Source organism: Nonomuraea sp. NPDC049655, from assembly GCF_044465465.1.
In the GTDB taxonomy this organism is placed as follows: domain Bacteria; phylum Actinomycetota; class Actinomycetes; order Streptosporangiales; family Streptosporangiaceae; genus Nonomuraea.
The window spans coordinates 1-22986 of the sequence record NZ_JBITLS010000027.1; the positions used below are offsets into that span (position 1 = coordinate 1).

Annotated in this window: 26 protein-coding genes; 17 read left to right on the plus strand and 9 right to left on the minus strand. The window is 69.9% G+C overall.

What is annotated here, in order from left to right; all coding sequences use genetic code 11:
- The first annotated feature begins 180 nt into the window (after nucleotides 1-180).
- The 4 genes from ACIBQ6_RS49495 to ACIBQ6_RS49510 all read left to right on the plus strand — a co-directional run bounded on the left by ACIBQ6_RS49495 (nucleotide 181) and on the right by ACIBQ6_RS49510 (nucleotide 2844).
- A complete protein-coding gene (locus ACIBQ6_RS49495) occupies nucleotides 181-519 on the plus strand; it encodes an STAS domain-containing protein (protein WP_138689510.1) in 339 nt (112 codons plus the stop codon).
- A 48-nt stretch (nucleotides 520-567) separates the two neighbouring features.
- On the plus strand, nucleotides 568-1341 hold the full coding sequence (locus tag ACIBQ6_RS49500) for an SDR family NAD(P)-dependent oxidoreductase (RefSeq protein ID WP_352322296.1): 774 nt from the start codon (nucleotides 568-570) through the stop codon (nucleotides 1339-1341).
- Nucleotides 1342-1347: 6 nt separating this feature from the next.
- Entirely contained in the window at nucleotides 1348-2112 is a 765-nt protein-coding gene (locus tag ACIBQ6_RS49505) for a crotonase/enoyl-CoA hydratase family protein (RefSeq protein WP_397219478.1), read from the plus strand.
- 111 nt (nucleotides 2113-2223) lie between these two features.
- Nucleotides 2224-2844: a rhomboid family intramembrane serine protease gene (locus ACIBQ6_RS49510; RefSeq protein ID WP_358289223.1), complete on the plus strand. Its 621-nt coding sequence runs from the start codon at nucleotides 2224-2226 to the stop codon at nucleotides 2842-2844.
- A 3-nt stretch (nucleotides 2845-2847) separates the two neighbouring features.
- Here ACIBQ6_RS49510 and ACIBQ6_RS49515 read toward each other — a convergent pair whose 3' ends face one another.
- A complete protein-coding gene (locus tag ACIBQ6_RS49515; protein WP_397219479.1) occupies nucleotides 2848-3426 on the minus strand; it encodes a TIGR00645 family protein in 579 nt (192 codons plus the stop codon).
- 38 nt (nucleotides 3427-3464) lie between these two features.
- On the opposite strand from ACIBQ6_RS49515, the gene ACIBQ6_RS49520 reads away from it, so the two are divergent.
- A complete protein-coding gene (locus tag ACIBQ6_RS49520) occupies nucleotides 3465-3836 on the plus strand; it encodes a BlaI/MecI/CopY family transcriptional regulator (RefSeq protein WP_352355380.1) in 372 nt (123 codons plus the stop codon).
- Here ACIBQ6_RS49520 and serC read toward each other — a convergent pair.
- Both serC and ACIBQ6_RS49530 read right to left on the minus strand, forming a co-directional pair.
- Nucleotides 3833-4942, minus strand: a complete 1110-nt coding sequence (gene serC, locus ACIBQ6_RS49525; protein WP_352322287.1) for a phosphoserine transaminase — start codon at nucleotides 4940-4942, stop codon at nucleotides 3833-3835. The genes ACIBQ6_RS49520 and serC overlap by 4 nt on opposite strands.
- Before the next feature lie 111 nt (nucleotides 4943-5053).
- Nucleotides 5054-6160 (minus strand): citrate synthase 2, encoded by a 1107-nt coding sequence (locus tag ACIBQ6_RS49530; RefSeq protein ID WP_352322285.1) that lies wholly within the window; start codon nucleotides 6158-6160, stop codon nucleotides 5054-5056.
- 202 nt (nucleotides 6161-6362) lie between these two features.
- Between ACIBQ6_RS49530 and pdxH the strand changes: the two genes are divergently transcribed.
- Entirely contained in the window at nucleotides 6363-7040 is a 678-nt protein-coding gene (gene pdxH, locus ACIBQ6_RS49535; protein WP_358289213.1) for a pyridoxamine 5'-phosphate oxidase, read from the plus strand.
- A gap of 10 nt (nucleotides 7041-7050) precedes the next feature.
- Nucleotides 7051-8337 (plus strand): MFS transporter, encoded by a 1287-nt coding sequence (locus tag ACIBQ6_RS49540; RefSeq protein ID WP_397219480.1) that lies wholly within the window; start codon nucleotides 7051-7053, stop codon nucleotides 8335-8337.
- Here ACIBQ6_RS49540 and ACIBQ6_RS49545 read toward each other — a convergent pair.
- Entirely contained in the window at nucleotides 8283-8906 is a 624-nt protein-coding gene (locus tag ACIBQ6_RS49545; protein WP_397219482.1) for a UdgX family uracil-DNA binding protein, read from the minus strand. The two genes, ACIBQ6_RS49540 and ACIBQ6_RS49545, sit on opposite strands and share 55 nt — an antisense overlap.
- A gap of 102 nt (nucleotides 8907-9008) precedes the next feature.
- Between ACIBQ6_RS49545 and ACIBQ6_RS49550 the strand changes: the two genes are divergently transcribed.
- From ACIBQ6_RS49550 to ACIBQ6_RS49560, 3 genes are all read left to right on the plus strand, one after another.
- Entirely contained in the window at nucleotides 9009-9713 is a 705-nt protein-coding gene (locus tag ACIBQ6_RS49550) for a metal-dependent transcriptional regulator (protein ID WP_397219483.1), read from the plus strand.
- Nucleotides 9714-9836: 123 nt separating this feature from the next.
- Entirely contained in the window at nucleotides 9837-12059 is a 2223-nt protein-coding gene (locus tag ACIBQ6_RS49555) for a SpoIIE family protein phosphatase (protein WP_358289204.1), read from the plus strand.
- Nucleotides 12056-12859: an alpha/beta fold hydrolase gene (locus ACIBQ6_RS49560; RefSeq protein ID WP_397219485.1), complete on the plus strand. Its 804-nt coding sequence runs from the start codon at nucleotides 12056-12058 to the stop codon at nucleotides 12857-12859. Before ACIBQ6_RS49555 ends, ACIBQ6_RS49560 begins: the two co-directional genes overlap by 4 nt.
- Here the strand turns inward: ACIBQ6_RS49560 and ACIBQ6_RS49565 are convergent.
- Nucleotides 12856-13218: a MarR family winged helix-turn-helix transcriptional regulator gene (locus ACIBQ6_RS49565; protein ID WP_397219486.1), complete on the minus strand. Its 363-nt coding sequence runs from the start codon at nucleotides 13216-13218 to the stop codon at nucleotides 12856-12858. The genes ACIBQ6_RS49560 and ACIBQ6_RS49565 overlap by 4 nt on opposite strands.
- A 20-nt stretch (nucleotides 13219-13238) precedes the next feature.
- On the opposite strand from ACIBQ6_RS49565, the gene ACIBQ6_RS49570 reads away from it, so the two are divergent.
- Nucleotides 13239-13667: a MarR family winged helix-turn-helix transcriptional regulator gene (locus tag ACIBQ6_RS49570; protein ID WP_358289195.1), complete on the plus strand. Its 429-nt coding sequence runs from the start codon at nucleotides 13239-13241 to the stop codon at nucleotides 13665-13667.
- 12 nt (nucleotides 13668-13679) lie between these two features.
- Here the strand turns inward: ACIBQ6_RS49570 and ACIBQ6_RS49575 are convergent, their stop codons facing one another.
- Both ACIBQ6_RS49575 and ACIBQ6_RS49580 read right to left on the minus strand, forming a co-directional pair.
- Entirely contained in the window at nucleotides 13680-13841 is a 162-nt protein-coding gene (locus ACIBQ6_RS49575) for a hypothetical protein (RefSeq protein WP_352322270.1), read from the minus strand.
- 43 nt (nucleotides 13842-13884) lie between these two features.
- A complete protein-coding gene (locus ACIBQ6_RS49580) occupies nucleotides 13885-15030 on the minus strand; it encodes an acyl-CoA dehydrogenase family protein (protein WP_358289192.1) in 1146 nt (381 codons plus the stop codon).
- A 235-nt stretch (nucleotides 15031-15265) separates the two neighbouring features.
- Between ACIBQ6_RS49580 and ACIBQ6_RS49585 the strand changes: the two genes are divergently transcribed.
- The 6 genes from ACIBQ6_RS49585 to ACIBQ6_RS49610 all read left to right on the plus strand — a co-directional run bounded on the left by ACIBQ6_RS49585 (nucleotide 15266) and on the right by ACIBQ6_RS49610 (nucleotide 21594).
- Complete coding sequence (locus ACIBQ6_RS49585; protein WP_397219487.1) at nucleotides 15266-16693, plus strand: hypothetical protein; 1428 nt, start codon at nucleotides 15266-15268, stop codon at nucleotides 16691-16693.
- Nucleotides 16693-17472: a class F sortase gene (locus tag ACIBQ6_RS49590; RefSeq protein WP_352322264.1), complete on the plus strand. Its 780-nt coding sequence runs from the start codon at nucleotides 16693-16695 to the stop codon at nucleotides 17470-17472. Before ACIBQ6_RS49585 ends, ACIBQ6_RS49590 begins: the two co-directional genes overlap by 1 nt.
- Before the next feature lie 133 nt (nucleotides 17473-17605).
- Nucleotides 17606-18955 carry a hypothetical protein gene (locus tag ACIBQ6_RS49595; protein WP_397219488.1) on the plus strand — a complete coding sequence of 450 codons (1350 nt, stop codon included), beginning with the start codon at nucleotides 17606-17608 and terminating at the stop codon, nucleotides 18953-18955.
- A 5-nt stretch (nucleotides 18956-18960) separates the two neighbouring features.
- Nucleotides 18961-19701 carry a class F sortase gene (locus ACIBQ6_RS49600; RefSeq protein ID WP_358289183.1) on the plus strand — a complete coding sequence of 247 codons (741 nt, stop codon included), beginning with the start codon at nucleotides 18961-18963 and terminating at the stop codon, nucleotides 19699-19701.
- Nucleotides 19702-19716: 15 nt separating this feature from the next.
- Nucleotides 19717-20376, plus strand: coding sequence for a hypothetical protein (locus ACIBQ6_RS49605; protein ID WP_397219489.1), 660 nt, complete (start codon nucleotides 19717-19719; stop codon nucleotides 20374-20376).
- A gap of 72 nt (nucleotides 20377-20448) precedes the next feature.
- Complete coding sequence (locus ACIBQ6_RS49610; protein WP_352355351.1) at nucleotides 20449-21594, plus strand: acetyl-CoA C-acetyltransferase; 1146 nt, start codon at nucleotides 20449-20451, stop codon at nucleotides 21592-21594.
- 369 nt (nucleotides 21595-21963) lie between these two features.
- Here ACIBQ6_RS49610 and ACIBQ6_RS49615 read toward each other — a convergent pair whose 3' ends face one another.
- Nucleotides 21964-22554: a TetR/AcrR family transcriptional regulator gene (locus ACIBQ6_RS49615; RefSeq protein WP_397219490.1), complete on the minus strand. Its 591-nt coding sequence runs from the start codon at nucleotides 22552-22554 to the stop codon at nucleotides 21964-21966.
- Nucleotides 22551-22982, minus strand: coding sequence for a hypothetical protein (locus ACIBQ6_RS49620; protein ID WP_387679223.1), 432 nt, complete (start codon nucleotides 22980-22982; stop codon nucleotides 22551-22553). Before ACIBQ6_RS49620 ends, ACIBQ6_RS49615 begins: the two co-directional genes overlap by 4 nt.
- Nucleotides 22983-22986: the final 4 nt, after the last annotated feature.

Sequence of the window (22986 nt, forward strand, 5' to 3'; positions counted from 1 at the left end):
CAACCCGCTACGACAAACTCGCCGTACGCTACGAAGCCGTCATCGTCATCGCCGCGATCAACCAGTGGCTCAACGCCTTATGAAACAGGACCTAGTCCTTCTGTATCCGGCTCTTCGTAGTTTGTGCATGCCCGCTATCCGGGGATGTCGAAGTACAGTGGCTCATCGAGGAGGGGCCAAATGAAGCTGCGGCTTGCGCGACACGCCCTGGGTGACGCCGTGGTGGTGGCCGTTGAGGGAGAGCTCGATCTGTTCACCGCACCGTTCCTCCGCGACGAGGTCCGCGACGCCATCAAGCAGGACAGCGCCAGGCTCGTGCTCGACCTGCAGCAACTGTCGTTCATGGACTCCAGCGGTCTTTCGGTGCTGATCGAGGCCTGGCGGCTGGCCACGGGAGAAGGGGGCGGGGTGTCCCTCGCCGCGCCCCAGGCGCCCGTGGCGCGCATCCTGCGGACCACGGGGCTCGACCGGCGGATCAAGGTGTACTCCGACGTCGACAGCGCCGTGGGCGGAATTTAACCGGCCCCGAGTAGAACTTCATTCGGTTGGCGCGTTAAGGTCCGGGATATGGACGTCAACGGATCTGCAGCAATCATCTCCGGCGGTGCCAGCGGCCTCGGTGAGGCGACGGCCCGCGAGCTCGCCCGCGCGGGCGCCACCGTGGTCATCGCCGACCTCAACGAGGAGCGCGGCAAGGCCGTCGCCGACGAGCTCGGCGGCGTCTTCGTCAGGACGGACGTGTCGGACGACGATCAGGTGCAGGCGGCCGTCGACGCGGCCGTGGCCACGGGCAAGCCGCTGCGCGTCGTGGTCAACAGCGCGGGCATCGGCTGGGCCGAGCGCACGGTCAACCGCGAGGGCAAGCCGCACAACCCGGCCACGTACCGCAAGGTGATCGAGGTCAACCTGATCGGCACCTTCAACCTCATGCGCATCGCCGCGGCCGCCATCGCCGCCACCGAGCCGGTCGACGCCGACGGCCAGCGCGGCGTGGTCATCAACACGGCCTCCGTCGCCGCCCTGGAGGGCCAGACGGGCCAGCTCGCCTACTCGGCCTCCAAGGGCGGCATCGTGGGCATGACGGTCCCCGCCGCGCGCGACCTGGCGGCCATCGGCGTACGCGTGAACACGATCTGCCCCGGCATCATCGACACCCCCATCTACGGCTTCTCCGGCAACGCCGAGGAGTTCAAGGCCAAGCTCGTGGCCCCCGTGGTCTTCCCCAAGCGCATGGGCCGGGCCGACGAGTTCGCCCACCTGGTGCACTCGCTCGTCCAGAACGACTACATGAACGCCGAGGTCGTGCGCTTCGACGGCGGCATCCGCTTCCAGCCCAAGTGAGGTCCCGTGTCTGACGAAGTGCTCGTCGAGGAGTCCGGCAACGTCGCGGTCATCACCATCAACCGGCCGAAGGCGCGTAACGCGATCAACGGCGCGGTGGCCCGGGGGATCGCCGAGGCGCTGGACGCCTTCGACGCCCGCCCCGAGATCTCGGCGTACGTGCTGACCGGCGCCGGGGGCACGTTCTGCGCGGGCATGGACCTCAAGGGGTTCCTGTCCGGGGACGTCCCGGTGGTCGAGGGGCGCGGCTTCGGCGGCATCGCCGAGGCGCCGCCGAAGAAGCCGCTGGTGGCCGCGGTCGAGGGGTACGCCCTGGCGGGCGGCTTCGAGCTGGCCCTGTCCTGCGACGTCATCGTGGCCTCGTCGGAGTCCACGTTCGGGCTGCCCGAGCCGAAGCGCGGGCTGGTGGCGGGCGCGGGCGGGATCATGCGGCTGCCGCGGCGGATCCCGTACCACGTGGCCATGGAGATCGCCCTGACCGGCGACCACTACCCCGCCTCCCGCCTGTACGAGCTGGGCCTGGTCAACCGGATCACCGAGCCGGGGGCCGCCCTGGAGGGCGCGCTGGAGCTGGCCCGCAAGATCGCCGCCAACGCGCCCCTGGCGCTCGCGGCGACCAAGAAGGTGATCATCGAGTCCCAGGACTGGCCCCTGGAGGAGATGTTCAAGAGGCAGGGCGCGATCATCAACCCGGTGTTCGGCTCCAAGGACGCCATGGAGGGCGCGGCGGCCTTCGCCGAGAAGCGCGCCCCCCAGTGGAAGGGCGAGTAACCCTCACCCGTACGCCGGCCCCTTCCGCACGTCCGGAAGGGGCCGCGTCAACGCGCGTGCGTGACCTTTCCTGCGTACGGTAAAGGGAGGAGACCACCACCAGGAGAGCGCATGAGCGACCATTCGGGTTCCAGGTTCGAGTCGGCCAAGCGCGGCGCCGGCACCTTCCTGTCGAGCGCGATCAAGGCGATCGTCATCCTCGGGTCCATGCTCGCCGTGATGTGGGTCCTGGAAGGCGTCGACTACGTGATGGGCGGCGCGCTCGACTCCTACGGCATCGCTGGCTGGGACGCCGACGGCCTGGTGGGCATCCTGTTCGCGCCGTTCCTGCACGGCGGCTTCGGCCACCTCATGGCCAACTCGCTGCCGCTGCTGGTGCTGGGCTTCCTGGCGGCGGTGCGCGACATCCGCAAGTTCCTCTGGGCCACGCTGCTGATCGTGCTGATCGGCGGCCTCGGCACGTGGGTGTCCAGCCCCGGCGTGATCACCATCGGCGCGAGCGGCCTGGTCTTCGGCTACTTCGGCTTCGTGCTGGCCCGGGGCCTGTTCGACCGCCGCCTGGTGGACGTCCTGATCGGCATCGGCGTGGGCGTGGCCTACTACTCGATCCTGTGGGGCCTGCTCCCCAACCAGCAGGGCATCTCGTGGCAGGGCCACCTGTTCGGGCTCCTGGGCGGCGTGGTGGCCGCCTGGGTGCTGCGCCGCAGGAAAGAGCTGCCGGCCCGCGTCTGAGCCCTACAGGTGCGGCTTGGTGCGCTCGGCCGGTGAGCCGGCGAGCATGCGGTCGATGAGCGCCAGGCCGATCGCCGAGGCCACGAACGCCAGATGGATGATCGTCTGCCACATGATCTTGTCGTTGGGCACGTCACGGGCCCGGATGAACGTCTGCAGCAGGTGCACCGACGAGATGCCCACGATGGCCGTGGCCAGCTTGACCTTCAGCACGTTGGCGTTGACGTGGGAGAGCCATTCGGGCTCGTCGGGATGGTCGTTGAGGTTGATCCGCGAGACGAACGTCTCGTAGCCGCCGATGATCACCATGATCAGCAGGTTGGAGATCATCACGACGTCGATCAGCGCCAGGACCGTCAGCATGACGACGACCTCGGCCGAGGTGCCGTCGCCGGTCGCCGGGTGCAGGAAGACGCTGCTGATCAGGTGCCACAGCTCGGTCATGAACTGCCAGACGTACACCGCCTGCGCCACGATGAGGCCCAGGTAGAGCGGGACCTGCAGCCAGCGGCTGGCGAACATGAGGTAGCCGAGGCTGCGGGGCAGCGCTCGCCCCTGGCCGATCGGGGGCTGTTCGGGCAAGAATGTTTCCTACTGATCGAGCCGGAGGACTGGTTGAGTTGGCGAACCTGGGATCCCTGGAACGCGCGATCATGAACGTGCTGTGGGATGCCGGCAGGGCCATGCGCGTGCGGGAGCTCCTGGGCAGCCTCAACGAGGACCGCGACCTGGCGTACACGACCGTGCAGACCGTCGCCGAGCGGCTGGTGCGCAAGGGCCTGCTGGTGCGCACGCCCGCGCGCAACGCCTTCCGCTACGCGGCCGCCTGCTCAAGGGCCGAGCACGTCAGCCGCCTGATGCTGGAGGCCCTCGCCGTCAGCACCGACAGGCTGCCGGTGCTGACGAGGTTCGCGCAGAGCGTCGAGGAGGCGGACGCCCTGGCGCTCCTGGACGAGCTGACCCGCCGGACGGGCCGGCGGGCGACGGGCTAGAGACGCTCGACCACGTGGTCGACGCAGACCGTCAGCGCCTCGACGTCGGACGGCTCGATGGCCGGGAACATCGCGATGCGGAGCTGGTTGCGGCCCAGCTTGCGGTAGGGCTCGGTGTCGACGATGCCGTTGGCGCGCAGCACCTTGGCCACCTCGGCGGCGTCGACGTCGTCGTTGAAGTCGATCGTGCCGACCACCTGCGAGCGGAACTGCGGGGCGGCGAACGGCGTGGCGTAGGACGACTTCTCGGCCCAGGTGTAGAGGCGCTGGCTGGACTCGGCGGTGCGGGCGGTGGTCCAGGCCAGGCCGCCGTTGCCGTTCATCCAGTCGAGCTGGTCGGCCAGCAGGAACAGCGTGGCCACGGCGGGCGTGTTGTAGGTCTGGTCCTTGCCGGAGTTGTCGATCGCGATCGGCAGGCTGAAGAACTCGGGGACGTACCGGCCGGAGGCGGCGATCTCCTCGACCCGGGCCAGGGCGCGCGGCGACATGATCGCGATCCACAGGCCGCCATCGGAGGCGAAGCTCTTCTGCGGGGCGAAGTAGTAGACGTCGGTCTCGGCGATGTCGACCGGCAGGCCGCCCGCGCCGGAGGTGGCGTCGACCAGCACCAGCGAGTCGTCGCCGCCCACGCGGGAGATCGGCATGGCGACGCCGGTCGAGGTCTCGTTGTGGGTGAGGGCGTAGACGTCGACGCCGTCCTCGGCCACCGCGGTGGGGTGGGTGCCGACGTCGGACTTGATCACGCTCGGGTCGGCCAGCCAGGGCGCCTTCTTGGCGACGGCGGCGAACTTCGAGGAGAACTCGCCGAACGACAGGTGCTGGGACTTCTCCCTGATCAGCCCGAAGGCCGCGATGTCCCAGAACGCGGTGGTGCCGCCGTTGCCCAGCACGACCTGGTAGCCCTCGGGCAGCGAGAACAGGTCGGCGAGGCCGGAGCGCACGCGGCCGACCAGGTTCTTGACCGGCTTCTGGCGGTGGGAGGTGCCCATGAGGCTCGCGCCGGAGGCGGCGAGCGCGGCCAGTTGCTCGGTGCGAACCTTCGAGGGCCCGCAGCCGAAGCGGCCGTCGGCGGGCTTGATGTCAGCGGGAATCACGATGTCAGCCACGTGCCAAGCGTACTGAGGCCGTCCGGGTGACGTCGCACGGGTCCGCCGAATGAGACGCGGAACGGCCCGCCCTTGAGCGGGCGGGCCGTTCATGACACGGGTGAGAACGTGTCAGATCGTGCCGACAACCTCGGAGGCGCCGGGGACGTCGCTCAGCGGGCGCGAGGCCGGGCCGATGTAGTTGGCGCTCGGACGCACCAGGCGGCCGGTGAGCTTCTGCTCCAGGATGTGCGCGGCCCAGCCGGCCGTGCGGGCGCAGGTGAACATCGAGGTGAACATGTGCGAGGGCACCTCGGCGAAGTCCAGCACCACGGCCGCCCAGTACTCGACGTTGGTGGCGAGCACCCGGTCGGGCTTGCGGGCGTGCAGCTCCTCCAGGGCGGCCTGCTCCAGCGCCGCCGCGACCTCGTAGCGGGGCGCGTCGAGCTCCTTGGCGGTGCGGCGCAGCACGCGGGCGCGCGGGTCCTCCGCGCGGTAGACGCGGTGGCCGAAGCCCATGAGCCGGTTGCCCTTGTCGAGCTCGCTCTGGACGTACTTCTTGGCGTCGCCCAGCTGCTCCACGCCTTCGATCATGTGGAGCACGCGGGCGGGGGCGCCGCCGTGCAGCGGTCCCGACATCGCGCCCACGGCGCCGGAGAGCGCCGCGGCCACGTCGGCGCCGGTGGAGGCGATGACGCGGGCGGTGAACGTGGACGCGTTCATGCCGTGCTCGGCGGCCGAGGTCCAGTAGGCGTCGATGGCCTTGACGTGCTTGGGATCAGGCTCACCGCGCCAGCGGATCATGAAGCGTTCGACGATGGTCTTCGCCTCGTCGACCCGGCTCTGCGGCACCATCGGCAGGCCGAGGCCGCGCGCGGACTGCGCGACGAAGGAGAGCGCCATCACGGAGGCGCGCGCGAGCTGGTCGCGGGCCTCCTCGTCACTGATGTCGAGCAGGGGCTTGAAGCCATAGGCCGGAGCCAGCATGGCCAGCGCGCTCTGCACGTCTACGCGGATGTCACCGGAGTGGACAGGGATGGGGTACGGCTCCGCCGGGGGCAGGCCCGGCTGGAACTTGTTGTCGACCAGCAGGCCCCAAACGTGCCCGAACGGGACACGGCCGACCAGCTCCTCGATGTCGACGCCCCGGTATCGAAGGGCGCCCCCTTCTTTGTCCGGTTCCGCGATCTCGGTCTCGAAAGCTACGACGCCTTCGAGGCCGGGTTTGAAGTCGGACATGCTCGGCCGCCTCCCTTTCTTGCCATGTAACGGCAATGCCTTGATGTCGAGATACCGGCGGGTCAATTTAACCCCCTCCCAGGTCATGGTCGGTCTCGGGACCCGCCGAAACGTCAAACCCGCTGGTAGGGAGCCTGCTGTGGGCACGTGTCCCGCGACCTGCGTCAGGCCGCCGAACGCGCCCTAGCGTGGGATCTGCCACATGAGCGCGCAAGAATACCGTCTCGTGGATGCCACCCCGCGCCCGCCCCTGCTGGCGGCGCTACGCCGAACGTACGAGGGCGAGCCGTTGCTCGAGACCGACCTCGCGTCCGACCCCGTCGCGCAGTTCACCGTCTGGTTCCAGGACGCGCTCGACGCCGGCCTGCCCGAACCCAACGCCATGGTCCTCGCCACCGCCTCCGCGGGCGGCCGGCCGAGCGCCAGGACGGTCCTGCTCAAGGGCTACGACGAGAACGGCTTCGTCTTCTACACCAACTACGAGTCCCGCAAAGGCCGCGACCTGGCCGAGAACGGACGCGCCTCGCTGCTGTTCCCCTGGCACGCCATCCGCCGCCAGATCCGCATCGAGGGCACCGTCGCCCGCATCTCCCACCAGGAGTCGGCCGACTACTACAACTCCCGCCCGTACGGCTCCCGCATCGGGGCCTGGGCCTCGCGGCAGTCGGCGGTCGTGCGCTCGCGCGAGGAGCTCGACGAGCGCTACGAGGAGCTGTCCGCCCGCTGGCCGGAGGATCCGCCGGTGCCCGACTTCTGGGGCGGCTTCCGGGTGACGCCGACCGAGGTGGAGTTCTGGCAGGGACAGCTCGACCGGATGCACGACAGGCTGCGCTACCGGCGCACCCGACCCGGTTGGGCTTTGGAGAGACTTGCACCTTAAATTGCCTTAGGTGGCATTCGGGGAACTGGTCAAACGTCATCTTGTGGACACAAGGCCGCTGGCCGTGCCCGCGTACCGGCGGATCTGGTCCGGCCAGGCCGTCTCGAACGTGGGCGTCGCCGTCACCGTCGTGGCGGTCGGCCAGCAGGTCTACGACCTGACCCACTCCTCGCTCTGGGTGGGCCTGCTCGGCATGGCCAACCTCGTCCCGCTGCTGGTCTTCGGGCTGTGGGGCGGGGCCGTCGCCGACGCCTTCGACCGGCGCAGGCTGCTCGTCATCGGCTCGCTCATCACCTGGGCGGCCACCCTGGTCATCCTGGCGCAGGCCCTGCTCGGGCTGGGCAACGTGTATCTGATCTTCGCGGCGACGGCGGTCAACGCCACCGGGTTCGCGATCACCGGCCCGACCAGGGGCTCGGTGATCCCGCGCATCCTCGACCCCGACCTGGTGCCGGCCGCCAACGCGCTCAACTCGCTGGTCTACAGCCTCGGCGCGGTCGTCGGCCCGATGCTCGGCGGCGTGCTGCTGGCCACCGGCGGCGACCACCCGAACTACGCCGCCGCCTACGCGGTGGACGCCCTGCTGTTCAGCGGTGGCCTCTACGCGGCCCTCAGGCTGCCCGCCCTGCCCCCGCTGGGCGAGGTGACACGTCCGGGGGCCCGGGCGGTCTGGGAGGGCCTCAGCTTCATCGCCAGGAGCCCGGTGCTGCTGATGTCGTTCGTCGTGGACATCATCGCGATGGTGTTCGCCATGCCGCGCGCCCTCTACCCCGAGCTGGCCGCCGATCGGTTCGGCGGCTCGATGACCGCGCTCGGCTGGGTGACCTCCGCCATGGCGTTCGGCTCGGTCGCCGGCGCGCTGTTCTCCGGCTGGGTGGGCCGGATCTCGCGGCAGGGCGTCGCGCTCGTGCTGGCCATCGCCATGTGGGGGCTCGCCGTCGCGGCCGCGGGGCTGGTGCGCGAGCTGTGGCTGGTCGTGGCGTTCATGGCGGTCGGCGGCGTGGCCGACGTGATCTCGTCGGTGTGGCGGCAGTCGATCCTGCAGCTCTACGCCCCCGACGAGATGCGCGGGCGGATGCAGGGCGTGTTCATGGTGGTCGTGGCGGGCGGCCCGCGCCTCGGCGACCTGCGCGCCGGCGCGACCGCGACCGCCTTCGGGCTCACCGGCGCCTGGGTGGGCGGGGGACTGGCGTGCACGGTCACCGTGCTCGTCGTCGGCCTGTCGGTGGCCGGGTTCCGCAATTACCGCTCCGACACCCGCGCCGCGGCCCTGAGGTCGGAGACGAAGCCCGCGTAGGCCGCGTCCCGGTCGGGAGCGCGCAGCACCGCCGAGGGGTGGATCGTGGCCACCGCGAGCGCGTCGCCCAGCGGCACCGGCTCGCCTCTGTGCTCGGTCAGCCGGAACGCCCTGCCCAGCAGCGATCTGGCCGCCGTCGCGCCGAGCACCACGACCACGTCGGGACGCACCAGCTCCAGTTCCGCGCCGAGCCACGGCCGGCACGCCTCGATCTCGGCGACCGTCGGCTTGTGATGAATCCTTCTCTTCCCCCTGGGAGTGAAGGAGAAATGTTTGACAGCGTTCGTCAGATAAACCGCGTCCCGTTCGATTCCCGCTTCCTCCAGACCCCGATCCAGCACGCGTCCGGAGGGCCCCACGAACGGATGCCCCTCGCGGTCCTCGCGATCTCCCGGCTGCTCGCCCACCAGCATGAAACGGGCCTGCTCGGGACCCTCGCCGAACACCGTCCGGGTGGCGTTGGCGTACAGGTCGCAGCCCTTGCAGCGGGCGGCCGCCGTCCGCAGGGAGCCGAGGTCGCGCCGGGCGGGAAGGAACTCGGCCGCTCCGTTGTTGCCGTCCTTAACCATCGTCGGTCGTTCTCCCAATAGGGTTCCTGATGACTTCTGTGCCCGTAGCGGACGGGCTCAGTCCCCGCCACGACCGGCGTAGCATTTCAGTTGGGAGGAGCCTTGACCGCACACGGCCTGATCGACACGACGGAGATGTATCTCCGTACGATTTATGAGCTCGAAGAGGAGGGCATCGTCCCCCTTCGCGCCCGCATCGCGGAGCGCCTCCAGCAGAGCGGCCCCACCGTGAGCCAGACCGTCGCCCGCATGGAGCGCGACGGCCTCGTCCGCGTCGAGGGCGACCGGCACCTGTCGATGACCGACCTGGGCCGCACGCTGGCCACCCGCGTGATGCGCAAGCACCGCCTGGCCGAATGCCTGCTCACCCAGGTCATCGGCCTTCCCTGGGAAGAGGTGCACATCGAGGCGTGCCGGTGGGAGCACGTCATGTCCGAGTCGGTCGAGGCGCGGCTGGTGACGCTGCTCGACAACCCCACGGTCTGCCCGCACGGAAACCCCATCCCGGGGCTGGCCGAGCTGGGGGCGCAGGAGGTGCCCGAGGGCGCGGCCAACGTCCTGACCTCGATGTCCGAGGCCGCCGGGCCGCGTGACATCCCGGTCGTGGTGCGCCGGATCAGCGAACAAGTGCAAAGCGATCCTGCTGTGATGCTTAAACTCAAGCAAGTTGGGATACAACCCGGACGCGAGGTGACGCTCGCGGCGAGCGACGACGGTGTGCGGGTGACAGGTGACGGTGACGCGAACGACACTCCCGCGGAGCTTCCGCGTGACGTTGCCGCGCACGTTTTTGTCTCCAAGCGCTGACGCGCGCGCAGCCACTTGGTTGAATCCCTCTTGGGAGGCCCTCCACTCTCCCCTGGCCAAGACAGTTGCAGGAGCACCCGTGGTCCGCTGTGCGCACAAGCCACCCCAAGGAGTGGTCTCCGGATGAAGCGATGGGGGGATCTGTCACAAGAAACGGCTGATCACCTTGGTGCCGGGTCCGTTCTGGACCATGCCGAAATGGCAGTGGTCGTGACAGACCGCTTCAGCAATCTCCTCTACTGGAATCCCTTCGCCGAGCAGCTGTTCGGCCGTCCCGGCAACGCGCCGGGGCGTGACGCGTCCGTCCTGTCCCTCGGGATCATGGAGAAGGACCACCCGCTGGCGATCGAGCTGGCCAAGCACGTGCTCAAGGGCGGCGTGTGGGAGGGCACGTTCGACGTCAGGCGCGGCGACGGCACGATCGTCTACGTCCGCGCCCAGGCCGTGCCGCTGCGCCACCCGTCCGGGTCGGTCACCGGCATCGTCATCCTGGCCCGCGAGGCCCTGCGCAGCAACGAACGCGAGAAAGACCGTTTCGGGCTCCTCGAACGCATCGGCGAGCGGCTGGCCGGCTCCCTCTACGTCGAGGAGACGCTCAAGCGGGTGGCCGAGATGCTCGTGCCGCAGTTCGCCGACCACTGCTTCATCGAGCTCATGGAGGGCGACCGGCTGGTCCGCCGGGTCTCGGAGCACGTCCAGGGCTGGACCCCGCCCGCGGGCACGTGGAAGCCGGTGGGCGCGGAGATCCGCTACCCCTCCGGCCACTACGCCGACACCGCGCTGCGCCGCCAGGAGACCATCCTCGTCGAGGACTTCTCCACCACCAGCTACCCGTCGCCGCACGAGGGCAGCGCGCGCCTGGCCAGTGAGATCGGCATGACCTCGGCCATCGTCGCCCCCCTGCTGGTGCGCGGCGAGACGCTGGGCCTGATGTACCTCGGCCTGTCCAACCTGACCGACCGGCGCAGCCCCCACTACGACGCCTTCGACCGCGACTTCGTGGGCGCCATCGCCACCCGCGTGGCCCTCGCGATCGACAACGCGCTGCTGTTCGAGGAGGAGCGCCACACCGCCGAGTCGTTCCAGAAGCACCTGCTGCCCAGGGCGCTGCCCCAGCTCGACGGCCTCGACATCGCGGTGCGCTACTACCCGGCGGCCCCGCTCGCCTCCCACGGCCAGGGCATCCAGACCCAGGTCGGCGGCGACTGGTACGACGTGATCCCGCTCTCGGCCGGCCGGGTCGGCATCGTGATCGGCGACGTCGAGGGCAGGGGCGCCAAGGCCGCGGCCATCATGGGCCAGCTCAGGGCGGCGCTGCGGGCCTTCGCACAAGACGACAAGTCGCCCGCAGACATCCTGGCCAGACTCGACGAGTGGACCCGCATCATCGCCACCCCCGAGCAGGACGACAACGGCGCCGACGTCAGCATCCCGCCCATCGTCACCTGCCAGTACCTCGTCTACGACGCCTGGTCCCGGCAGCTCTCCTTCGCCAACGCCGGGCACGCGCCGCCGCTGCTGGTGGTCGACGGCCAGTGCCTGGAGATGGACATCGAGGAGGTCGGCCAGCCGCTCGGCGTCCGGGCCAAGGGCCTGCACGCCGACCTGGTCTACAAGGAGGAGACCCGCACCCTCCCGCCGGGCGCGGCGCTGCTGCTCTACACCGACGGCCTGGTCGACCGGCGTCCGGGCCGCGACGGCAGGATGCCGAGCGAGGAGGAGACGCTCGGCGTGCTGTGCGAGAAGCTCGCCAAGATGGCCGACGCCGACGTCGAGCGCATCGCCGACGCCGCCACGATCGCGGTGCCCGGCGAGATCGACGACGACATGGCGATCCTGGTCGTCCGCTCCAGCGACGTCGACCTCGACGTCGAGGAGCGCACCTTCCCGGCCCAGCCGATCATGGTCGGCGAGGCGCGCCGCATGGCCTCCGAGGCGTTCTCCGGCTGGAACGTGCCCGAGGAACGCGCCGAGCTGGCCTGCCTGCTGGTCTCCGAGGTCGTCACCAACGTGGTGCTGCACGCCTCCACCGCCAACTCCCCGCGCCGGGAGCTGGTCGTCGAGGGGCCGCCGCTGCCGTTCGAGGAGTCCTGGGACATGCCGGGCTTCGAGGAGGAGCCGGTCGGCGACAAGGAGTTCACGCTGAGGCTGCGCAGGGGCGAGGAGTCGGTCTGGGTCGAGGTGTTCGACCAGGACCTCCGCCTGCCCCGCATCCGCAGCGCCGGGGAGAACGACGAGGGCGGCCGCGGCCTCTACCTCGTCGACCAGCTGGCCAAGCGCTGGGGATCCCGTCCCACCAGGGAAGGCAAAGCGGTCTGGTTCGAGATTCCCACCCGGAGCAGGTGAGTGGTTCACTGAGCCGCATGGAGCTGGCCTTCGAACGCCGGGGCAGCGGCGAGCCGCTGATCCTCGTCCACGGCATCGGGCACCACTGGCAGGCGTGGTTGCCGGTGATGGACCGGCTGGCCGCCGACCACATGGTGATCGCGATCGACCTGCCCGGTTTCGGGGTGTCGCCGCGGCTGCCCGCGGGCATCCCGTACACCGCGGAGTCGCTGGCGGACGCGGTCGAGTCGTTCTGCGCGCTGCTCGGCATCCGGGAGCCGCACGTGGTGGGCAACTCGCTCGGCGGCTACATCGCGCTCGAACTGGCCTCGCGCGGCGTCGTGCGCGCGGCGACCGCGCTGTCGCCGGCCGGCTTCTGGTCGCGCTCCGAGCTGCTCTACTGCCAGACGACGCTGAAGGCCCTGCGGAACTCGGCGCGCGCGATGTCGCCGGAGCAGGCGGTCAGGGCGGCCGGGAACCCGGTCATGCGGGCGGCGTCCAGCGGGGTGCTGGTGGCCCGTCCGAGCCGGCTCGACCCCGCCGGGCTGGTCGCGGCCACGCAGGCGCTGGCGGGGGCGGCGGGCTTCGACGAGACGCTGGAGTCGTTCGGCGGGCTGATGCCGCCCGCCCCGCCGAAGTCGCCCATCACGATCGCCTGGGGCGAGCGCGACCGGTTGCTGCCGCGCCGCCAGGCCGTGCGCGCGGCGCGCTGGTCGGGGCAGCGGGTCAAGCTGCTCAAGGGCTGCGGACACGTGCCGATGAGCGACGATCCGGAGCTGGTGGCCCGGGTCGTGCTGGAGGCCGACCGGGCGGCCTCCTAGCGTTCGGCGTTGGCCGCCATGCGGCGCAACACCTCGACGGCGGTCCGGTACTCCTGCGCGCTCACGCCCTGTGTGACCTGCTGCCGGAAGCGGGTGACCCGCTCGGAGACGGCCGTGTGCACGGCCCGGCCCTCGTCGGTCAGCCGCCCGTCCGCGAGCCATCCCCTCGACGTCAGGCTCTGTACGGCCTCCTCCACCCCCTCGAACGGCGCCAGCGCGGCGGCGCTCTCCCCTTGGGCGGTGGCGTGGAGAAGCTGCCACTCCCTGCGTGAGGCGCCGTGGGTGGCCAGGGCTTGGCCCAACGCGTTCTCCAGCAGGTTGTCGAGGTGCTTCACCCAATATCCGATAGGTCTGTCCATGCATGTACAATAGCAACTATATGTATGAAGACAAGGAAATCGCCGCGATCGAGCGGGCGATGGTCGCGATCAGGCGCAGGCAGAGCAGGCGGGCGCTGGCCCGGCAGCACGGCGCGGCGGGCCCCGAGTTCGAGGTGCTCGACGTGATCGAGGCCGCCGGTGGACGGCTCACCGTGTCGGCGGTCGCCGAGGCGCTCAACGTCGACCAGCCGCGGGCGAGCCGGCTCGTGACGGCCGCCGTGACGGCGGGGCTGGTGCGGCGGGAGGCCGACCAGGCCGACGGGCGGCGGGCGTGGCTGGTGCTGACCGACGCGGGCGCCGCCGCGCTCACGCAGGCCCGGCAGGCCCGGCAGGCGGCCTTCGCGTCGGCCACCGCCGGCTGGTCGGCGGCCGAGCGGGCCGAGTTCGCCCGGCTGCTGACCCGGTTCGTGCAGGGGATGCCGGGGTGAGCCTTCCCGGCCTCAGCGCATCGTCTGGCCCCAGACGAGCAGCATGGCGATGATGAACACGATCATCACGCCCGCGTAGCCGACGGGGCCGAGCCGGAAGGCCCTGCGCACGCGGTTGAGCCCCCAGGCGAACAGTAACGCCAGGAAAACGAGGAGGATCAGGCCGCCGTCCATGGTGACAGTATGCGGCGCGGCCCGGCCGGGCGCGCGCCCGCCGTCAGAATCCGAAGGACCGGCCGATGATCTCCTTCATGATCTCGGTGGTGCCGCCGTAGATGGTCTGGACGCGGCTGTCCAGCCACGCCTTGGCGACCGGGTACTCCATCATGTAGCCGTAGCCGCCGTGGAGCTGGAGGCAGCGGTCGATGACCTTGTTCTGCAGTTCGGTCGTCCACCACTTGGCCTTGGCGGCGTCCACGACGGTGAGCTGCCGGGCGTTGAGCGCCAGGATGCATTTGTCCACGTAGTGGCGGGCGATCTCCGTCTCGGTCGCCAGCTCGGCCAGGACGAACCGGGTGTTCTGGAACGAGCCGATGTTGCGGCCGAACGCCTGGCGGGTCTTGCAGTACTCGATCGTCTGCTCCAGCACCGTCTCCGCCGCGGCCACCGCCGCCACGGCGATCGACAGGCGCTCCTGGGGCAGGTTGTTCATCAGGTGGAAGAAGCCCTCGCCCTCGTTAGGGCCGAGGCGGTTGGCGACGGGCACGCGCACGTTCTCGAAGAACAGCTCGGCGGTGTCCTGGGCCTTCATGCCCACCTTGTCCAGGTTCCGGCCGCGGTTGAAGCCCTCCATGCCGCGCTCGACCACGATCAGCGTCGTTCCCCTGGCCCCGGCCTCGGGGTCGGTCTTGGCGACCACGACCACGAGGTCGGCGTTGACGCCGTTCGTGATGAACGTCTTCTGGCCGTTGACCACGTAGTGGTCGCCCTCGCGGACGGCGGTGGTCCTGATGCCCTGCAGGTCGCTGCCGGCGCCCGGCTCGGTCATCGCGATCGCGGTGATGAGCTCCCCGGAGGCGAAGCCGGGCAGCCAGCGCTGCTTCTGCTCGTCGTCGGTGAGCTCGACGACGTACGGGGCCATGACGTCGTTGTGCAGGGAGAAGCCCAGGCCGGAGGCGCCGGTCCTGATGATCTCCTCGACGATCACCGCGTTGTAGCGGAAGTCGGTGATGCCGGATCCGCCGTACTCCTCGGGGACGCCGAAGCCGAACATGCCGATCTCGCCGGCCTTCTTCCAGACGTCGCGGGGCACGATGCCGTCCTTCTCCCACTGGCCGTGGTGCGGCACGACCTCGCGGGCCATGAACTCGCGCACGGTTTCCCTGAAGAGCAGGTGCTCCTCGTCGAAGAGGTCTCGCTGCATCGATTCGCCTCCCAGCAGGTGTCGTGCACGACAGAATACGATTCTGTTACCCGGAGGTATACCCGCTTTCGCGGCAGGGGAGGCGGCGGGGGACACGGCAGGGGACACGGCAGGGGACACGGCAGGGGACACGGCTTCATCACAAGTGCTGGAACTTGGGGGAAACCGCCTGCGTTGCGGGTGTTTTCGACTCTAAGATCTACCCTCGGTCTATTTGTGATGATCGGAGTGTCCCGTGAGTCGGTGGCGCAAGTCGTTGCTCGCCGCGTCGATCGCATCGGTGGCGGCCGTCGGGGTCGTCGCGTTGCCCGGCGTCCCGGCCTCGGCCGCACCGGCCGACCTGGACGTGCAGTACGAATGCGTTCCCTCCGGGGCCGACAGCATCGTGCGGCACGCACCGGTACGCCTGAACACCCATCTCACCTTCGCCACCGACCTGGTGGTCGGCGACCCGCTCAACTTCACCTGGAAGCTCGACTACGCCGACCACGGACGGCTCCAGTCGCCCGGCTACTTCGCTCCGGGCGCCAACGTGCACGCCACCGGCAACGTCGAGCTGAGCAGCAGCTGGCAGGGCATCCTGCAGCCGAAGGGCTCGGTCGAGCAGAAGGGCAAGCTGCGCCCCGACGGCGAACTGTCGCTGCCCGAGTCTCTGAACGACCCCGGCCTGATCGACAAGGTCGGGAACATCAGAGTCACGCCGAAGGACATCGAGCTCGACTTCACCCCGCCGGACGGCACGGTCGTCGCCAACGACGGCAACGAGAGCGACAACCCGACCGACATGAAGGTCACCTACGGCCCCGGCTGGACCTCGATCGACGACCGTCCGGGCTCCGAGAACCACGTGCACAACGACCTGCACGAGACCAACGACCTCGGGGCCTGGGCCGAGCTGAGCTTCACCGGCACCGGCGTGGAGTACATCGGGCCGCACGACAAGGACGCCGGCCCCGTGGACATCTACATCGACGGCGGCAAGGTGGCCACGGAGGACCCCTCGCGCTCCGACGACGACCTGCCCGTCAACGACGACCTCGACGGCGGCTTCACGATCTGGAAGTCGCCGGAGCTGAAGTACGGCAAGCACACCATCAGGATCGTGAACGCCTCCAGCAAGCCTGCCTGGCTCGACGCGTTCAAGGTGTCCACCAACACCGCCAAGATCCCGACGGGCTACCACGGCGCGAAGTGCAAGCTCATCGGCGGGCCGGTCTCGGTGACGGTGACCGTACGGGAGAAGTCGGGACCGACGATCACGCAGACCCCCACCAACACGCCGACGAACACTCCCACCAACACGCCCACGAACACGCCGACGAACACTCCCACCAACACGGGCACGTCCACGGCGACCAGCACCCCCACGCGGAACCACTCGCGGCCCACGCCGAGCAGCGGGCTCGGGCACGTGGTCGTGGTGCCGGCGGTCACGGGGACGAGCACGGCCACGCCCACCGCGACCGGCCCGACGGCGACCACGTACGTCAGGGCGCAGGTGGCCAAGGTCCCCAAGGGCGGGGTGGACACCGGTGAGGCGCCCGACGAGCCGGACCGGCCGTACGGGCTGATGGCCAGTGGGGCGATGTTGCTCATGGGCAGCGCGGGCGGCGGGCTCGCCCTGCGCCGCCGCAGGGCCGCGCACGCGGGAGGAACGAAGTGATGGCCGAGCAGAAGACTCCGATGCAGCGGGCGATGCCCGGACTGTTGATCGCCGGTTCGCTGGCCGGCGTCGGCGCGATCATGGTGGGCCTGCTCTCCGTGGCGCCCAAGGTGGACGACGGCTCCGGCACGCTGGCCGCCGCCGACCGGCCGACCGCCGTGCAGATCGAGAACGCGGGCGCGTTCGTGCTGCCCGCGACCGTGGGACCGGGCGGCAAGGGCGCGACGCTGACCCCGGCCCGGCCGGACGCGCCGCCGCCGCTGGCCGCGGCCCCGACCGTGCCGCCGATCCCCAAGGCCAGGACGAAGGCCGCCAAGGCCAAGGCGAAGCCCAGCCGGATCAAGATCCCCAAGATCAAGGTGAACGCCCCCATCGGCGGCGTCACCGTGGACATCAAGGGCAACCTGGGCACTCCGCCGCTGACCCGGCCCAACCAGACCGGCTGGTACCGCTTCTCGCCGGTGCCCGGCGAGCTCGGGCCCGCGATCATCAACGGCCACGTCAGCACCCGCAAGGGCCCCGCCGTCTTCGACCGTCTGCGCGAGCTGGCCAAGGGCGACCAGATCTACGTGTACCGGTCGGACGGGAAGGTCACCCGGTTCACGGTGAGCGGGATCGAGCAGGTCAGCAAGTCGGCGTTCCCGACGTCCCGGGTGTACGGGAACACCAAGGACTCGCAGCTCCGGCTGATCACGTGTGGCGGCGTCTTCAACAAGGAGGCGCACAGCTACACGGACAACATCGTGGTGTACGCGACGTTGTCGAAGAAGAAGGGCTGATGGGGTTTTTGGGGCGAATTTTGGGTTTTACGGGAAGTTGACAGGGACAGTTCGTAGGATCTCAACCGAACCGTGACCATCGGCTGGAATTCTGGCACGACTGTTGACACTGCGCTGAAACGGAGATGGACCCGTGCTTACGTCCCAGGCGTGGCGCCGCCTCGCCCACAAGACCTCCGCCTTGGGATTGATGGGCACACTCGCCGCCTTCTCCGGCTCGCTGGTCGGTCTGTCCTCGCCGGCCCAGGCTTCGGTGGACAAGACGATGGAAGTCACCTACACCTGTCTGGCCGGTGGTGCCTTTTCTGCCACTGACGTGAAGGTGACGATCTCGGCTCCCGAGACCGTGGAGCCAGGCAAGACAGTCGACATCAAGTGGACCCTGCCGACATTCACCGCGACATCCCAGCTGGCGCTGAGCACTCAGGTCGCGATCGAGGGCAACCTCACCGTCGGAGGCGGGGGCACTCCCACGGCACTGCAGAAGGTGCACACCGGCTCGGTGATCACCGCGGGAACCAGCTACACCCCCTCACCGGCGACGATGACGGCCACGGTCACCGCGCCGAGTACCGGCGGCCCTGTGACGATCTCGCCGGGGGCTGTAGGGACCAAGGGCCTGAAGCTGACTGTCACGCCAACCGGTGGGCAGGCGAGTATCACGGAGTGCACCTACAAGTCTGCTACTCCCAGCGCCAGTCTTTCGATCGAGGTCAAGGCAGGCACGGGTGGTGGCACAGGCGGGGTTGTCACCTACAGGTGCGACTTGGTGGACACTTCGCAAAACGATCCCTCCTACCCGGCGGCGGTGGACGTCAAGTTCAAGTTCTCGCCTGTCATGCCTACCAACGCCAAGGCCAACGAAGAAGTCACCATCGCCTGGACCACCACCGTTGACACCACGGGTGACCCGTTGATGGCTCCCACTGGCTTTCCGGCGACGGGTGCCAAATACTTCCTCACGGTGAAGGCGAGCGGAGCGGGGGTCTCGACAGTTCCCACTGCGGAGGCGGTCTTGAACAATGTGGTGGCCGGTCAGGAGATCACGAGCCTTACCGCTCCTTCTGTTAAGGTCAAGCCCACCACCACGGGTACTGTGTCGCTTACGCCTGGCGACCTGGTCCTGGGCACCTCCGCCACTCAGACCACCGGCAGCGCCATCAAGTGCCTTGCCCCTACGGCGGGTCTCACCCCCTTCACCTTCAGCGTCGGGGCCGGCACGGGGACGACCCCGACGCCCACGCCGACCCCCACTCCCACGCCCACGCCGACCCCCACCCCCAAGCCGACCAAGACCAGCACCGCGACCGTGACCGTGACCCCGCCCGACAAGTCCAAGACGCCCAAGGCGGGGGCCGACACCGGGGCCGGGGGTATGGCGGGGCCTGACGGGCGGCTGTTCGTGCTGACCGGAGCCGTTCTGATCGCGGCCGCGGCGGCCGGTGGGCTGGTGCTGCGCCGGCGTACCGCCGGCAGGGGCTGAGCGGCGTGGCCGGGCAGTATCCGTACGGCGGCCCGCCACCGCGGGACCGGGGGAGCACCGCGCTCAGGACCGTGCTGATCGGCGCGGCCATCGCCGGGGTCGTCACGGTCGTGGCGGGCATGCTGATGGTGCTGCAGTCGCCCGAGGAGTACGGCATGGACAGGGACGCCCTGCCCGTGGCCGTGCAGACGCAGGCGTCCGGGCAGCCACAGCAGGCGTTGTTCCAGGCCCCGCCGGACCAGCCGCCGCCGCTGCCGGAGATCACGCCGGCGCCGCCGATGCTGCCCTCGACGCCGATCCGGATCGTGATCAAGCGGCTCGGCGTCAACGCGCCGATCAAGTCGGTGGGGCTGGCCAAGGACGGGACGATCGAGGTGCCGCCGTCCGACAATCCCAACCTGGTCGGGTGGTACCGGAACATGTCCACGCCGGGCCAGGAGGGCCCGGCGGTGCTGCTCGGGCACAAGGACACCCGGACGCGCAGCGCCGTGTTCAGCCGCCTCGGCGAGCTCAAGCACGGCGACACCATCGAGGTCAAGCGCCAGGACAAGACGACCGCCGTGTTCACGGTCGGCGGCGTGGAGCAGGCGAGCAAGAAGACGTTCCCGACCGAGCGCGTCTACGGGAGCCGGGAGAACGCCCAGCTCCACCTCATCACCTGTGGTGGTGCCTACGATCGCACCATCGGTCACTACAACGACAACATCATCGTCTACGCGACGATGACGAGCTCCTATCGAAGCTGATTGGCGGAGGCGGGCATGGGCTGGCTGGCGAAGCGGAAACTGCGTACTGGCCCGACGGCGGCCCTGCCCGCCAGACCGGACCCCGCCGAGTTGCTGCGGATCGTCCAGCTGGCCGACCCGGACGCCCGGCGCGAGGGCGACGACATCGTGGCGGCCGACGTGCGGGTGTGCGCGCCGGTCGAGGCCGACGCCGAGCTGACCGGCGGGGTGCTGGAGAAGGCGTGGGCCTGCCGGGTCACCGCCGAGGGGCCGCTGCCGTTCGACTTCTTCGACCGCTACCTGGCCGAGGGGCTGGCCTTCCGGCTCAAGGGGCTCGCGGTGTGCCGGGGCGAGGTGAGCGATCCGGCCGACGGCGAGGAGGGCGGGCCCGCCGTCATCCTGCCGGTACGCCCGTCCGCCGACGAGCTGGCGCCGCTGCTGGAGCAGGGTGAGGACGAGTTCACCTACACGTCGGGCGACATCCGGGCCGCGCTGGTGCCGCAGAAGGGGCAGCCGCCGGCGGTGCGGGAGCTGCTGCCGTTCGCCACCGAGCTGACCGCGATCGAGCTGCGCGGCGAGGAGCCCGTCAAGCTCGGAAGCCTGGCGCTGGAGCTGGCAGAATCGCTGAACGGCCTGGTGGTGGACCGGTGGCGGTTCAGGATCGACGCCGCGGAGGACCTTCTGGCCCCGGAGTGACGAGCCACAGAACGTCGTTCTGTTGTAGTCTCTCCTCAATAACCGAATAATGCTCGGTTTCCAGGAGGCACTGTGGCAGAGGCGTACATCGTCGGAGCGGTCCGTACCCCGGTCGGCAAGAAGAAGGGCGGGCTTTCCACCGTCCATCCCACCGACCTGGCCGCCCACACGCTGAAGGCGCTCATCGACCGCACCGGCGTCGATCCGGCGGCGGTCGAGGACGTCATCATGGGGTGCGTCATGCAGTTCGGCCCCCAGAGCATGGACATCGCGCGAAACGCCTGGCTGTCGGCGGGTCTGCCCGAGACGACGGCCGGCGTCACGATCGACCGGCAGTGCGGGTCGTCCCAGCAGTCGATCCACTTCGCCGCCCAGGGCGTCCTGTCGGGCACCCAGGACCTGGTGGTGGCCGCGGGCGTGGAGTCGATGAGCATCGTCCCGATGGGCGCGTCGATCACCGCCGCGCTGGAGAAGGGCATGCCGTTCCCGTTCGGCGACAAGTGGGTCGAGCGCTACGGCAAGCAGGAGATCTCGCAGTTCCGCGGCGCCGAGCTGATGTGCGAGAAGTGGGGCCTCCAGCGCGACGTGCTGGAGCAGTTCGCCTACGAGTCCCACCAGCGGGCCGCCAAGGCCGTCGCGAACGGCTACTTCAAGGACCAGATCGCCCCCGTCAACGGCGTCGAGGACGACGAGGGCCCGCGGCCCGACACGACGCTGGAGAAGATGGCCGGGCTCAAGACCCTCAAGGAGGGCGGCCAGATCACCGCGGCCACCTCCTCGCAGATCTCCGACGGCTCCGGCGCCGTGCTGATCGCCTCCGAGCAGGCCGTGCGCGAGCACAACCTGACCCCGCGGGCCCGCATCCACCAGCTCGCGCTCATGGGCGACGACCCGGTCTACATGCTGACCGCGCCGATCCCGGCCACGCAGCGGGCGCTGCGGAAGGCGGGCATGTCGATCGACGAGATCGACGTCGTGGAGATCAACGAGGCGTTCGCCCCGGTGCCGCTGGCCTGGATCAAGGAGCTGGACGCCGACCCGGCCAAGGTCAACCCCAACGGCGGCGCCATCGCGCTCGGCCACCCGCTGGGCGGCACGGGAGCGATCCTGATGACCAAGCTGCTGCACGAGCTGGAGCGCACGGGCGGCCGCTACGGCCTGCAGACGATGTGCGAGGGCGGCGGCCAGGCCAACGTCACCATCATCGAGCGGCTCTAGCAGAACCGGACCGGAAAAGGGTGAGCGCCGCCTCCCGGGCGTAAGAGGGGAGGCGGCGCTCGCTGACTACCATCCCGGTAGTTGTCTAGCGGCCCTTGGGCGGGATGATCCGCCGGGGCGGCACGACCGGGCGCTGCGGCATCTTGGGCAGTTGCCGGGGCGGCACGGGCGTGGCGGTCTTCTTCTTGGCTGAGCGAACTCGCATGCGAAGCTCCTTTACGCGAACTCAGGACGCGGCTCGGTGAGGGCCGGGCGTCGACGAGCACAGCGTGGCCGCGTCTGTCGGACGATGGACTGAGGTGGCTGCTGTCACAGGTAAAGGCGCATGTCCGACAAGCTACGGCCTGTCCGTGACGCCGGGCAACCGAATTAACGCGGCGCCGCGAGCTGCTGCTCGAAGCCCGACACCATGGCCCGCAGGCCCGCGTCGAACCACTGGTCGTAGAAGCGCAGCGCGTCGGGGTCGTGGGTCTCGGCGGTCGAGCCGACCTGGGCCAGGGCGTGGCCGAGCACGTAGACGGCCACCGACTGCACCGCGTTGACGGTGTCGCCGGACGGCACGCCCGCCGCCTCGAAGCGGGCCAGCAGGCCGGAGATCAGCTCGGTGCCGAGCCGTACGTCCACCGGGTGGGTGGCCAGCAGCGGGACGGCGCGCGGGTGGGCGAGCAGGAAGCGGCGGTAGGCCACGGCGAACCCGGTCAGCGCCCGCGGCCAGTCGGGGACCGGCGTGTAACCGGCCATGGCCGCGGTGAACAGCCGGTCGACGACCAGGGACACGAGCGCGTCCCGGTTGGGGACGTGGCGGTAGAGCGACATGGCGGCCACTCCGAGGTCGGCGCCCAGGCGGCGCATGGTCAGCGCGTCGGGGCCCTCGGCGTCGAGGATGCCGACGGCCGCGGCGACGATGCGCTCGACGGTGAGCACGGCCGGACGCCCCGCCCGCCTGGGTGCCTGAGTCATGCGGTCAGCGTAACGACGATCGTGGCCGCCAGCATGAGCAGGGACAGCACGCCCACCACCATGTGCTGGACGTCGATGACCACGTCGTGGCCCGCGGTGGGCAGGACCTTCCAGGTGCGGCTGTACTCGCGCCGGTAGAGCTCGCGCTGCTCGGCCGTGGCCGGGCCGAAGTAGGGCAGCCACCAGCTCCGCACGTGCCCGGCCACGACCAGGACGCACAGGACGGTCGCGGCGATGAGCGACCACGTGCGGTGCAGCGCGATGCCGGCCGCGATGAGCAGCGGGAACGGGTAGTTGATCGCGGCGGCCAGGGCCCGGCCTCTGACGTTCGCGCCGTTGAGGTCGTTGAGCGGGAACATGGGCACCCAGTCGGTGAGGACGAGCCAGGCGAGCCACACGAGCGGGACGGTGACGGCGACCGCGATCATCGGG